The organism is Mesorhizobium sp. B2-7-3 (assembly GCF_006440715.1).
Taxonomy (GTDB): Bacteria; Pseudomonadota; Alphaproteobacteria; order Rhizobiales; family Rhizobiaceae; genus Mesorhizobium; species Mesorhizobium australicum.
On the sequence record NZ_VFTY01000015.1, the window covers coordinates 116,736 to 128,404 of the forward strand.

Annotated in this window: 12 protein-coding genes and 1 pseudogene; 8 read left to right on the top strand and 5 right to left on the bottom strand. The window is 61.5% G+C overall.

Annotated elements, in window-relative coordinates:
- Positions 1-89: 89 nt before the first annotated feature.
- Positions 90-1,637, top strand: a complete 1,548-nt coding sequence (locus FJW04_RS27270) for a helicase HerA-like C-terminal domain-containing protein (RefSeq protein ID WP_140717845.1) — start codon at positions 90-92, stop codon at positions 1,635-1,637.
- 53 nt (positions 1,638-1,690) lie between these two features.
- On the opposite strand, the gene FJW04_RS27275 is transcribed toward FJW04_RS27270, so the two are convergent.
- Positions 1,691-2,518, bottom strand: coding sequence for a L,D-transpeptidase (locus FJW04_RS27275; RefSeq protein WP_015318657.1), 828 nt, complete (start codon positions 2,516-2,518; stop codon positions 1,691-1,693).
- A 170-nt stretch (positions 2,519-2,688) separates the two neighbouring features.
- A complete protein-coding gene (locus FJW04_RS27280) occupies positions 2,689-3,351 on the bottom strand; it encodes a haloacid dehalogenase type II (protein ID WP_140618589.1) in 663 nt (220 codons plus the stop codon).
- Between the two features lie 153 nt (positions 3,352-3,504).
- Between FJW04_RS27280 and FJW04_RS27285 the strand changes: the two genes are divergently transcribed.
- The 4 genes from FJW04_RS27285 to FJW04_RS27300 all read left to right on the top strand — a co-directional run bounded on the left by FJW04_RS27285 (position 3,505) and on the right by FJW04_RS27300 (position 6,712).
- Positions 3,505-4,383, top strand: a complete 879-nt coding sequence (locus FJW04_RS27285) for a branched-chain amino acid aminotransferase (protein ID WP_015318655.1) — start codon at positions 3,505-3,507, stop codon at positions 4,381-4,383.
- 171 nt (positions 4,384-4,554) lie between these two features.
- Positions 4,555-5,157: a superoxide dismutase gene (locus tag FJW04_RS27290; RefSeq protein WP_140618585.1), complete on the top strand. Its 603-nt coding sequence runs from the start codon at positions 4,555-4,557 to the stop codon at positions 5,155-5,157.
- Between the two features lie 157 nt (positions 5,158-5,314).
- On the top strand, positions 5,315-5,752 hold the full coding sequence (locus FJW04_RS27295; protein ID WP_140717847.1) for a cytochrome c: 438 nt from the start codon (positions 5,315-5,317) through the stop codon (positions 5,750-5,752).
- A 9-nt stretch (positions 5,753-5,761) separates the two neighbouring features.
- A complete protein-coding gene (locus FJW04_RS27300; protein WP_140717848.1) occupies positions 5,762-6,712 on the top strand; it encodes a cytochrome c in 951 nt (316 codons plus the stop codon).
- Here the strand turns inward: FJW04_RS27300 and FJW04_RS27305 are convergent.
- The 3 genes from FJW04_RS27305 to FJW04_RS27315 all read right to left on the bottom strand — a co-directional run bounded on the left by FJW04_RS27305 (position 6,709) and on the right by FJW04_RS27315 (position 10,006).
- Positions 6,709-7,110, bottom strand: a complete 402-nt coding sequence (locus tag FJW04_RS27305; protein ID WP_015318651.1) for an SET domain-containing protein-lysine N-methyltransferase — start codon at positions 7,108-7,110, stop codon at positions 6,709-6,711. The two genes, FJW04_RS27300 and FJW04_RS27305, sit on opposite strands and share 4 nt — an antisense overlap.
- Positions 7,111-7,260: 150 nt before the next feature.
- Entirely contained in the window at positions 7,261-7,887 is a 627-nt protein-coding gene (locus FJW04_RS27310; RefSeq protein ID WP_140717850.1) for a LysE family translocator, read from the bottom strand.
- Positions 7,888-7,906: 19 nt separating this feature from the next.
- The gene (locus FJW04_RS27315; protein WP_140717852.1) at positions 7,907-10,006 is read right to left on the bottom strand and encodes a S9 family peptidase; all 2,100 of its coding nucleotides are present in this window, start codon (positions 10,004-10,006) and stop codon (positions 7,907-7,909) included.
- Between the two features lie 115 nt (positions 10,007-10,121).
- On the opposite strand from FJW04_RS27315, the gene FJW04_RS27320 reads away from it, so the two are divergent.
- From FJW04_RS27320 to FJW04_RS27330, 3 genes and pseudogenes are all read left to right on the top strand, one after another.
- A complete protein-coding gene (locus FJW04_RS27320; RefSeq protein ID WP_140717854.1) occupies positions 10,122-10,490 on the top strand; it encodes an SH3 domain-containing protein in 369 nt (122 codons plus the stop codon).
- A 450-nt stretch (positions 10,491-10,940) separates the two neighbouring features.
- On the top strand, positions 10,941-11,369 hold the full coding sequence (locus FJW04_RS27325) for a MucR family transcriptional regulator (protein ID WP_015318648.1): 429 nt from the start codon (positions 10,941-10,943) through the stop codon (positions 11,367-11,369).
- 103 nt (positions 11,370-11,472) lie between these two features.
- Positions 11,473-11,669, top strand: a pseudogene (locus FJW04_RS27330) (IS5/IS1182 family transposase); the annotation flags it as partial.

Below are 11,669 nucleotides of genomic sequence, written 5' to 3' on the forward strand. Positions count from 1 at the left end.
ACAATTGTCATTGTCGCTGTGCGGCAGCCTCACTATACCATCGGGCAAAGGCTGGCTTTAGACACATCAGTTTTGCGGAGACCCGAGCTATGGCTGACGACACCAGTATTTTTATCGGCGCCAGCCGCAAGCCCGACGACAGCTATCAGCGCGCCGAAAACCTGCTGCTGCAATACGGAAATCGCCACGGCCTGGTGACCGGCGCCACCGGTACCGGCAAGACCGTCACCTTGCAAATCCTGGCGGAGGGATTTTCCAACGCCGGCGTGCCGGTCTTCTGCGCCGACATCAAGGGCGACCTTTCCGGCATCGCCATGATGGGCACCGCCCAGGATTTCCTGGCCAAGCGGGCAGAACAGGTCAAGCTCGACCCTTACGACTTCCAGGAATTTCCCGTCATTTTCTGGGATCTGTTCGGCGAGCAGGGCCACCCCATCCGCGCCACCATTTCGGAAATGGGCCCGCTGCTCCTGTCGCGGCTGATGAACCTGACCGACGCGCAGGAAGGCATCATGAACATTGCCTTCCGCATTGCCGATGAAGAGGGCCTTCTTCTCCTCGACCTCAAGGACCTGCAGGCGCTGCTCGCCAACATCGCGGAGCGCGCCGAGGAAATCAGCGCCCGTTATGGCAACGTCACCAAGCCGTCGGTGGGGGCGATTCAGCGCACGCTGCTGGTACTTGAGCAGCAGGGCGCGGCGAACTTCTTCGGCGAGCCGGCTTTGCGCATTGCCGACATCATGCGCACCACCCGCGATGGTCGCGGCGCCATCAGCGTGCTGGCCGCCGACAAGCTGATGATGAATCCGCGCCTCTACGCGACGTTCCTGCTCTGGCTGATGTCGGAGCTGTTCGAGGAACTGCCGGAGGTTGGCGACCCCGACAAGCCGAAGCTGGTGTTCTTCTTCGACGAGGCGCACCTCTTGTTCGACGAGGCGCCGAAGGTGCTGATCGACCGGGTCGAGCAGGTGGTCCGCCTGATCCGCTCGAAAGGCGTCGGCGTCTATTTCGTCACGCAAAACCCCTTGGATATCCCCGAAAAGGTCCTGGCCCAGCTCGGCAACCGCGTGCAGCACGCGCTGCGCGCCTACACGCCGCGCGAGCAGCAGGCGGTGAGGACGGCGGCCGAAACCTTCCGGCCCAATCCGGATTTCGACTGCGCCACCGCCATCACCCAGCTCGCCACCGGCGAGGCCCTGGTCTCTACCCTGGAGGCCAAGGGCATTCCGTCCATGGTCCAGCGCACGTTGATCCGTCCGCCGTCATCGCGGCTTGGACCCATCACCCCTGCCGAGCGGCAGAAGCTGATCGGGGAAAGCCCGGTCACCGGCCAGTATGACCAGGTTGTCGATCGCGAATCGGCCTTCGAAATGCTGCAGAAGAAGGCAAAGCAGGCGCAGGACGCCGAGGCGCAGGCGCAGCAGGCCGGCACCGGCGGCTCGCGCTGGACCATTCCAGGCTTCGGCAATGACGATCCCGCGCCGCAGTCCGGTGGCCGGCGCGCGCCTGCGCCGCGCCCCTCCAATCGCCAGACGGTGGCCGAGGCCGCGATCAAGTCGGTGGTGCGCTCGGTCGGCTCGTCGGTTGGACGTGCCATTGTGCGCGGGATTCTGGGTAGTTTGTCGCGGGGACGGTAGGATCGGGGCAGCCGCAACGCCACTGCCCCCTGAAACTCAGAAGCCCCTGAAACTCAGAAGATCGCGTTCGTGACCGCTTTGACTGGGCCGAGCAGCACGGATCCATCCGGCACGCCGGCATCGATCGGGATCGCCTTGTGGTTGGCCGTCGCCACCATCGGCTGGCGAGCGTCGCTGGTCACGATGACCGGCGTCTTCGAGGGCACGCGGTCATAAAGGTCGATAATGTCCTGGTTCATCAGGCGCACGCAGCCCGACGACACCGATTTGCCGATCGAGCGCCATTCCGGCGAGCCGTGCAGGCGATAGAGCGTGTCCACATTGCCCTGGAAGAGATAGAGCGCACGTGCGCCGAGCGGGTTCTTTAGGCCGCCGGGCATGCCGCCATTGTCGGCGCTGTACTGCTTCAATTCCGGCTGGCGGGCGATCATCTCATCCGGCGGCGTCCACTTCGGCCATTTCTGCTTCCACTGGACGACGGCGTCGCCCGACCATTCGAAGCCGGCGCGGCCAAGGCCGACACCATAGCGAATGGCCTGGCCGCCAGGGCGAACCAGATAGAGGAAATGGCCTGTCGTATCGACGACGATGGTCCCCGGCTTCTGCCCGGTCGGGTCGGGTACGATCTGGCGCAGGAACTGCGGATCGATCCTGTCGACGGGGATGGCCGGCAGATCGAAACCGCCATCGTTGACCGCAGCGTACATCGACGCATAGTCGGCGAGCGGAGGCTCGACATACGTTGGTGGCGGCGGCGGCTCGACTGGTCCCGGTCCGGTGGTGGCGCATGCGGAAACCGCGATCGAGGCGGCGCCCAGGGCTGCGGCGTTGAGGAAGCCGCGACGGCTCAGGCGATAGGATTCGATTTCGGTTATGGACATGGCTGCCTTCTTTAAGACTCAAATCGCAACAAAGCGTCAACACGCGACGTTCGCTGCGGGTGCCTGACAACACCTGAGGCGATAGGCGGTTCCGATTCTGGCTCGAACGTGGACAAACAAAGGCGAAGCTGTGACTGCGCCGCCACTGTGGCGCTGGGGCCACAGGTCAGTTAGGCGCCGGATACGAGTGCCTCCAACGATGGCAGGATCAGGGCCGGTGGCAAGTCCTGGTATTCCTCCGGCTGGTTGGAGCGGTTGATCCAGACCGTGCGGAAGCCGAATTTGGTGGCGCCCGCAATGTCCCAGCGATTGGAGGACTGGAAGGAGACCGCGCCGGGATAGAGGCGCCATCCGGTGGCGACCATGTCGTAGACAACAGGATCGGTCTTGAAGCGACGCACCGCGTCGACCGAATAGATGTCGTCCAGGACCTGGTCGAGTGCCGCCGACTTGACCGCTGCCTGCAGCATTTCGGGCGAACCGTTGGAGAGGATCGCCAGCCTGGCGCCCGAAGCCTTGAGCGCTTTCAGCACGGCCGGCACTTCGGGATAACAGTCCAGCCGCCAGTAGGCTTCTAGAAGTTTCGCCTTGAGGCTCGGATCGGCCGAAGGGACCTTGCGCAAGGCGAAGTCCAACGCCTGTTCGGTCAGCTGCCAGAAATCGGCATAGGCGCCCATCAGCGTGCGAACCCAGGAATACTCGAGCTGTTTGGCGCGCCAGATTTCGGACAGGAGTTGGCCGTCCGGGCCGATCGCGTCCGCATGGCGGCGCACGGCGGCGTGCACGTCGAACAGCGTGCCATAGGCGTCGAACACGTAGGCGGCGTATTGCATGGCAACAGTTTTGAGGCGAGGCGGGACAAGGTGCAAGCCTTGATTGCAGCGCACCCGTCGCTGGCCTCAACAAAACTCCCCGATGCTGGTTGACGGCGGCGGTCAAAGCGTCATCCAATGTTGTCACAAGATTGACCGGAACGGGAAAACGCGATGACACTGGCGGCGGCGGCGCAATCCGCGACATGGACTTTCGTCGATGGCGATTGGTACGAAGGCAATGTCGCCATTCTGGGGCCGCGCAGCCATGCCATGTGGCTCGGCACCAGCGTGTTCGACGGCGCGCGGTGGTTCGAAGGCGTGGCGCCCGATCTCGAACTTCATGCCGCACGCGTCAATGCCTCGGCGATCGCGCTTGGGCTGGCGCCGAACATGACGCCCGAGCAGATCGTCGGGCTGACCTGGGACGGATTGAAGAAATTCGACGGCAAGACGGCGGTCTACATCAGGCCGATGTACTGGGCCGAGCATGGCGGCTACATGGGCGTGCCGGCCGATCCCGCCTCGACCCGTTTCTGCCTCTGCCTCTATGAATCGCCGATGATCTCACCGACCGGCTTTTCGGTGACCGTGTCGCCATTCCGGCGCCCGACTATCGAAACCATGCCGACCAACGCCAAGGCCGGCTGCCTCTATCCCAACAACGGCCGCGCCATCCTCGAGGCCAAGGCGCGCGGCTTCGACAACGCGCTTGTGCTCGACATGCTGGGCAATGTCGCGGAGACCGGAAGCTCGAACATCTTCCTGGTCAAGGACGGCCATGTGCTGACGCCGGCGCCGAACGGAACCTTCCTGTCCGGCATTACCCGCGCGCGCACGATGACGCTGCTTGGTGACTATGGGTTCACGACGACTGAAAAGACGCTGTCGGTGCGGGATTTCCTCGAAGCGGACGAAATCTTCTCGACCGGCAACCACTCCAAGGTGGTGCCGGTCACCCGCATGGAGGGCCGTGATCTGCAACCCGGCCCGGTGGCCAAGAAGGCACGTGAACTCTATTGGGAGTGGGCGCATTCGACCTCGGCTGGCTGAGATAGCCGGCCTTTTTGTCGCCGCGCGGCTGGTCACAGGAAAAGCATGTGACAGTTCCCGGGAACCCGCTTAGAAAGGGACCGGCGCTTCACTTCCGGAGTTGCTCCAGCTCAATCCCGACCTATCTTACTCCGGTATCCACACCGGATTTTCCACGAGGGAGTACTACCCATGGCTTTCGAATTGCCCGCTCTGCCCTACGACTATGAGGCCCTGCAGCCCTATATGTCCAAAGAGACGCTGGAGTATCACCACGACAAGCATCACAAGGCCTATGTCGACAACGGCAACAAGCTCGCCGCCGAAGCCGGCCTTGGCGATCTTTCGGTCGAAGAGGTGGTGAAGCAATCGTTCGGCAAGAATGCCGGTCTCTTCAACAATGCTGCCCAGCACTACAATCACATCCATTTCTGGAAATGGATGAAGAAGAGCGGCGGCGGCAACAAGCTCCCTGGCGCGCTGCAGAAGGCTTTCGACAGCGATCTCGGCGGTTACGACAAGTTCAAGGCTGATTTCATTGCCGCCGGCACAACGCAGTTCGGTTCGGGCTGGGCCTGGGTTTCGGTCAAGGACGGCAAGCTGGCGATATCGAAGACGCCGAACGGCGAGAACCCGCTGGTTCATGGCGCATCGCCGATCCTCGGCGTCGACGTCTGGGAGCACTCCTACTACATCGATTATCGCAACGCCCGGCCGAAATACCTCGAGGCCTTCGTAGATAGCCTGATCAACTGGGATCACGTGCTTGAACTCTACGAAAAGGCGAATGCCTGATCAATCTTCCGAAAGGCCCGGCACCCCCGGGCCTTTTCTTTTCGTCTCGAACCCCACGGCTAGGGTCATGCAATTTCATGCGGGAGAATGGGAATATTCCACCTCCCGCATCCGTTAACGTCCTGTCCTGAAATGCCTTCACCACGGAGCCAAATGAATGAGAAAGCTTGTCATCGCCATCTCCATGCTCGCACTCGCCGCATCGGCGGCCTTTGCCGATCCGATCCTCGATCGGCAGGCTCTGATGAAGGAACGCGCAAAGATCGTCGGCGGCCTGTCGAAAGTGGTCAAGGGCCAGGAGCCCTTTGATGCCGCCGCGGTGCTGACGCAGTTGCAGGCACTGCAGGCAAATGCCGAGAAGTTCGACGTAGAGGCCTTGTTCCCGAAGGGCACCGACACCGGCGACACCACGGCGGCGCCAAAAATCTGGGAAGACATGGCCGGCTTCAAGGCGACCGAGGACAAGTATCTCGCCGATGTCAAGGCTGCGGTCGCGGCGGCTCCGGCCGACGTCGATGCGCTGAAGACGCAGATCGGCACCATCGGCTCGGACTGTGGTACCTGCCACCAGGGCTACAGGGTCAAAAAGGGCTGATCGCCAGCCATGGCATGGCTGAAGAAGCTCGTCGGCGCGGCCCTCGTCCTGGGCGTCGCCGGCGCGTCGGCGGGGTGGCTGCTGTCGGCACCGGTCACGCTTGATGCGGCGACCCTGGCGCAACTCGGCCCAGGCGATGTTGCCCGGGGCAAGCGCATCTTCTATGCCGGCGGCTGCACCTCCTGCCATGCCAAGCCCGGGTCGCAGGGCGATGCACGGCTTCAGCTCATAGGCGGGCTCGAACTCAAGACGCCATTCGGCATCTTTGTTCCGCCCAATATTTCGCAAGATCCCAAGGACGGCATCGGCGCATGGTCGGTCGGGGATCTCGCTAACGCCATGCTGAAAGGTGTGTCGCCTTCGGGCGAGCATTTCTATCCGGCATTCCCCTATGCCTCCTACGCGCGCATGAAACCGTCAGATGTCGCCGACCTTTACGCTTTCTTGAAGACGCTTCCCGCCGTCGCCGGCAAGGCGCCCGGCAATTCGCTGGCGTTCCCGTTCAGCATCCGGCGCGGCATTGGCCTGTGGAAGCGGCTCTATCTCAGTGACAAGCCTGTCGTGCCCCTGCCTGATGGCGCGCCAGACCCTGTGATGGCAGGCCGCTACCTGGTCGAAGGACCGGGCCATTGCGGCGAATGCCACACGCCGCGCGACCTCGCTGGAGGCACCAGGAAAAGCGAATGGCTGGCCGGTGCGGTGGCCGCCGAGGGCTCGGGCGTCGTGCCGAACATCACTTCGGGCGAGGGAGGTATCGGCAGCTGGTCCGCGTCCGACATCGCAAACTACCTCGAAACCGGATTCACGCCGGACTTCGATTCCGTCGGCGGCGCCATGGTCGACGTGCAGCGCAACATGGCCGAGCTGACGGCGGACGACCGTGCGGCGATTGCTGCCTATCTGAAGGCGGTGCCGCCGCATCCCAACGGCTATCCGGCGCGCAAGAAAAGTACGAACTAATCCTCGGACTGCAGGTGGCGATCGCCGAGGAAATCGAAGCCCGTTTCGAAGAAAAGGTTGTAGTTGCAGGTCATCTCCTCGCCAGGCGCGATGTCGCGCAAGGCGTAGGTCTCCTCGGGCGACGAGACATCGCAATTCGGCTCGTCGTCATGGTTCATGTAGCGGGCATCGTCGGCTTCGAAGACGATATAGGCGGGATCGCGACGGTCGGGGTAGGAATAGCGGTCGAGGTAGTTCTTCACCGGCCCGGTTTCGCTCTCATAGGTCTCGACGTCGATGATCCGATCGAACCGGGGGTCGAGCTTCCAGACCAGCGTGCCCTTGGCAATATGGTTCTTGGCAAACACACCGATGCCCTGGATCGGCGATTTGTCGAGATAGACGTCGACGAGCAGCATAATGGACCCTTGTGCAAGTGCGGACTTCGTGCCCGGGAAAATCGTGCCTTGGGTAGCGCGCGACCGTCGCAATTGCGAGCGGAAATGAGCCGCGCGGAATTCAAAAAGTGATGATCATCAGGCCTGCCAGCGGACGTGGGTCGCCTGGCCTCAGCGCTCTTGCAAGGCGAGGCGGACACCCAGGGCGCAGTAGATGCCGCCGACAACCTTGCCTTGCCATTTCAGCACTGTCGGATTTCGGCGCAGGAAACTGCCGAGCCGCCCTGCGCTCACGGCAAACACGACCGTGCTGAAAAGCCCCAGCATGACGAAGATGATCCCCAATACGGCCAATTGAACCATCACTGATCCGTTTTCGGGTCGCACGAACTGAGGCAGGAACGCCAGGAAGAAAAGCGCGGTCTTGGGGTTGAGCACCTCGGTCAGGACAGCCTGTCGAAACGCCTTGCCGGCGGAGCTTGCAAGCGCGCCGGCGGTCGGGTCGGTTGGCGCTTTCTCGATGACGGCCCGAATGCCGAGGTAAACGAGGTAGGCCGCGCCGATATACTTTACGATGCTGAACAGCGTCGCCGATGTGGCGATGATCGCCGAGATCCCAACCATCGCCATGGCGGTATGAAACACATCGCCGGCCGCGATCCCGCCGCCTGTGGCGATTCCGACTCTCGTCCCCGAACTCGTTGCGCGGGCGATCGTCAACAATGTGGCCGGACCAGGAATGAAGACAAAGCCGAGCACAACCGCGATGTAAGCTATCGCTGTGGCCAGATCGATCATCGCGGCGTTCCTCCGAGAGCTATGCCTTGTCCGTCACCTTCAGCGTGAAGGCATAAGTATAGGCGATCTCCTCCAGGCGTGAAAACCGGCCGGAGGCACCGGCATGGCCGGAATCCATGTTGATCCTGAACAGTACCGGATTGTCGCCGCTCTTGCGGTCGCGCAGCCGCGCAACCCATTTGGCCGGCTCCCAATAGGTGACGCGCGGATCGGTGAGACCGGCGAGCGCCAGGATCGGCGGATAGTCGAGCGCGGCGACATTGTCGTATGGCGAATAGGCGGCGATCGTCAGGTAATCGTCGGCCGACGCGATCGGATTGCCCCATTCTGGCCATTCCGGCGGGGTCAGCGGCAGCGTTGAGTCGAGCATGGTGGTGAGTACATCGACGAAGGGAACCTCGGCCACGATGCCGCCGAAGCAATCCGGCGCCATGTTGGCGATGGCGCCCATCAGCATACCGCCGGCCGAGCCGCCTTGCGCGACGATTCGGGCATGCGCGGTATAGCGCTCGGCAACGAGGTGGCGGGCGCAGGCGATGAAATCGGTGAAGGTGTTCATCTTGTGCGCCCGCTTGCCGTCGTCGTACCAGCCATATCCCTTGTCCTTGCCGCCGCGCACGTGGGCGATGGCAAACACGAACCCACGGTCCACCAGCGAGAACCAGTTGGTGTTGAAGGCGGCCGGCACGGTGATACCGTAGGAGCCGTAACCGTAGAGCAGGCATGGCGCGGAGCCATCCAGCGGCGTGTCGCGGTGATGCAGAAGCGAGATCGGCACCAGTTCGCCATCGGCCGCCGGCGCCATCAGCCGCCTCGTGACGTAGAGGTGCGGATCGTGGCCGGACGGCACTTCCTGGGTCTTGAGCAGCACACGCTCACGAGTGCGCATATTGTAGTCGAACATCTGCGACGGTGTCGTCATCGACGAGTAGGAAAAACGCATCATCTCGGTGTCGTATTCCAGGGACCCTGAAAGGCCGAGCGAGAAGGCTTCCTCATCGAAGGAAATCAGATGCTCTTCGCCGCTGGCCCGATCCCGCACGACGATGCGCGGCAGGCCTTCCTTGCGCTCGAGCCGCACCATGTGGTCCTTGAAGCCGATCACCGACAGGATCAGCCGGCCGGGTTCATGCGGCACCAGTTCCTGCCAGTTGGCGCGGACTGGGTCGCTCGCCGGCGCCGTCATGATCTTGAAGTCCTTGGCACCGTCCGCGTTGGTCAGGACGAAGAAGATATCGCCGCCTTCCTCAAGTTCATATTGAAGGCCGGTCTCGCGCGCCGAAACCAGTTTCGGCTCGGCAAATGGATCGCTGGCGCTTAAGAGGCGATATTCCGAAGTCTCGTGATCGTTGATGCCGATCATGATCCATTGATTGTTGCGGGTCCCGTCGACGTTCATGAAGAAGCCGGGGTCGGTTTCCTCGTAGATCAGCCGGTCGGTTTCAGGGGCCTGCCCCAGTGCGTGAAACAGCACCTTGGACGGCCGGTGGTTTGGGTCGAGACGCGTATAGAAGAACCCGTCATTGCCCGCGTCCCAGACCCCCGAACCGCCGGTGGCCTGTATCTGGTCCGCCAGTTCCTTGCCGTCGGCAAGGTCGCGCACACGCAGCGTGTAGAATTCCGAACCCTTGTCGTCGAACGCCCATAGCAACTTGCTATGATCGGCCGAATGATCGACGCCGCCAAGCCGGAAATAGGCCTTGCCCTCGGCCTCGGCGTCGCCGTCGAGCAGGATCTGCTCGGGTCCGCCGCCGCGCGGCGTTCGGAAATAGCGCGGCTGCTCCCCGCCGAGCTTGAAGGAAGAGCCGTAGGCATAAGGCCCGTCCTTCATGGGAACGGAAGAATCATCTTCCTTGATGCGGCCCTTCATTTCCTTGAAAAGCTGTTTTTGCAGATCTGACGTGTCGGCCATCAGCGTCGACTGATAGGCATTCTCGGCTTCGAGTTCGGCGCGGATACCTGGATCGAGCAAGGAAGGATCTCTGAACATTTCTTGCCAGTTATCCGCTCGCAGCCAGGCATATTCATCGGTTCGCGTGATGCCGTGATGCGTGTCCGAGACGGGCCTTTTCTCGGGGGCAGGGGCGCTGGCGATTGGAAATCGGGAAGTCCTGGTCATTGCGTCTCGCTCTGGAAATATCTTTGAATGACGAATGAACACGCCGATCAGGGCAGGTTCAAGAGCCGTGGCGTAGAGGTGGTGTCGGCCCATGCGACGGCCGGGAGGAGAGAAGATGACTATTCGGTCTCGTATTGCTGCGGCTTTCGCCGTCGCTTCGCTAAGTCTGGTCTTTGCCGGCCAGTCTCATGCGACCGTATTTTCGGCTTGGCAAGTGGCCAATGTGCCGTTCGGCGACACGCTCAATGTGCGCAAATATCCGTCGGGAACATCCCAGAAGCAGGTCGCATACCCGAACGGGATCGTCCTGCAGATGACCGGACGATGCACCGGCGGCATAAACCTGCTCGATATCGCCAATCAACCGGCATGGAAACAGCAGCAGACGGTTCGCTATCGCTGGTGCGAAATCTGGCATGACCCGGCCAAGAACGGCACCTTCGTGACCGGCTGGGCCTATGGCAGATATATCATCCCGTATTGAACGACCATCGATTTTGGCCCCGACTGGTTCGGCCGGCGGGCATGTCGCCTGGTTGCCTGCCCGACAGAGAGGAGCGGCAACCTGTGGTTTTGAGGACAGATGCGAACAACCAAGTTTGCCGAAGCGACGGCAAAGCAAACGAGAGCATTGAAACCTGATTTGTGAGTTATCGCGAATGTAACGGTGAACTGACGTTACGTCAGGCTTTACCGGTTTGGCGGGCGAAATATCGAAAAATTACATGATGCACGAAAGATTGAAGCTGATCGCGGAATAGTTGATCAAGATTCATAAATATAATGCACGCAACGAATTGACTTACTTGACCTGCGGCCGCATTGATGTCCCCGTGACACGAATCGCAGCAGCTCTATCTGCGCAAATTCGTGCAATGCCCTGCCTGTAAAAAGGGGCACAGACCGACGTAACTCTTGTTGGGGCCTGAAGACCATGGATATTGTCGAAACACCTTCCAGAAACAATGATGCGCTGATCGAGCTCACCGCCGATGTGGTGGCTGCCTATGTCAGCAACAATCCGGTGCCGGTCGGCGAACTGCCGAACCTGATATCCGATGTCCATGCCGCCCTCGGGCGTGTGGGCGGAACCGTCGAACAGGCGCCTGCCGACAAGCAGAAGCCGGCTGTCAACCCGAAGCGCTCCGTTCATGACGACTACATTGTCTGTCTTGAAGACGGCAAGAAGTTCAAGTCGCTCAAGCGTCACCTGATGACTCACTACGATCTGACGCCCGATCAGTATCGTGAAAAGTGGAACCTGGACCCAAGCTATCCGATGGTTGCCCCGAATTACGCGGCGGCCCGCTCGCAGCTTGCCAAGAAGATGGGCCTCGGCCGCAAGCGCAAGGCGGCGCGGTAGTCGCTGCTTGCCAGATTGGATTGAAATCAAACGGCGCCTCGCGGCGCCGTCAGACTGCTGACAAACCCCTGGCTTTTGCTGGGGGTTTTTTATTCACTGGGTCATGTTGAAGCGACCCGCCCCTGAACAGACCGCGCTCGAGATGGTAACGTTGGATCAGCTTGTTCCGGCTGATCATCTGTTGCGCAAGATCGACCGCGCGATCGACTTCTCCTTCATCCATGAACTGACGGCGCCGCTGTACTGCGCCGACAATGGCCGCCCGCCTTTGGATCCGACCTTGATGTTCAAGGCACTGTT

Coding starts and splice junctions, on each gene's coding strand:
- FJW04_RS27305 (WP_015318651.1), bottom strand. CDS start 7,110: ATGCTGCTCGTCGACGTCTATCTCGACAAATCGCCGATCCAGGGCATC.
- FJW04_RS27280 (WP_140618589.1), bottom strand. CDS start 3,351: ATGCAATACGCCGCCTACGTGTTCGACGCCTATGGCACGCTGTTCGAC.
- FJW04_RS27310 (WP_140717850.1), bottom strand. CDS start 7,887: ATGATCGATCTGGCCACAGCGATAGCTTACATCGCGGTTGTGCTCGGC.
- FJW04_RS27300 (WP_140717848.1), top strand. CDS start 5,762: ATGGCATGGCTGAAGAAGCTCGTCGGCGCGGCCCTCGTCCTGGGCGTC.
- FJW04_RS27320 (WP_140717854.1), top strand. CDS start 10,122: ATGACTATTCGGTCTCGTATTGCTGCGGCTTTCGCCGTCGCTTCGCTA.
- FJW04_RS27315 (WP_140717852.1), bottom strand. CDS start 10,006: ATGACCAGGACTTCCCGATTTCCAATCGCCAGCGCCCCTGCCCCCGAG.
- FJW04_RS27275 (WP_015318657.1), bottom strand. CDS start 2,518: ATGTCCATAACCGAAATCGAATCCTATCGCCTGAGCCGTCGCGGCTTC.
- FJW04_RS27290 (WP_140618585.1), top strand. CDS start 4,555: ATGGCTTTCGAATTGCCCGCTCTGCCCTACGACTATGAGGCCCTGCAG.
- FJW04_RS27325 (WP_015318648.1), top strand. CDS start 10,941: ATGGATATTGTCGAAACACCTTCCAGAAACAATGATGCGCTGATCGAG.
- FJW04_RS27270 (WP_140717845.1), top strand. CDS start 90: ATGGCTGACGACACCAGTATTTTTATCGGCGCCAGCCGCAAGCCCGAC.
- FJW04_RS27295 (WP_140717847.1), top strand. CDS start 5,315: ATGAGAAAGCTTGTCATCGCCATCTCCATGCTCGCACTCGCCGCATCG.
- FJW04_RS27285 (WP_015318655.1), top strand. CDS start 3,505: ATGACACTGGCGGCGGCGGCGCAATCCGCGACATGGACTTTCGTCGAT.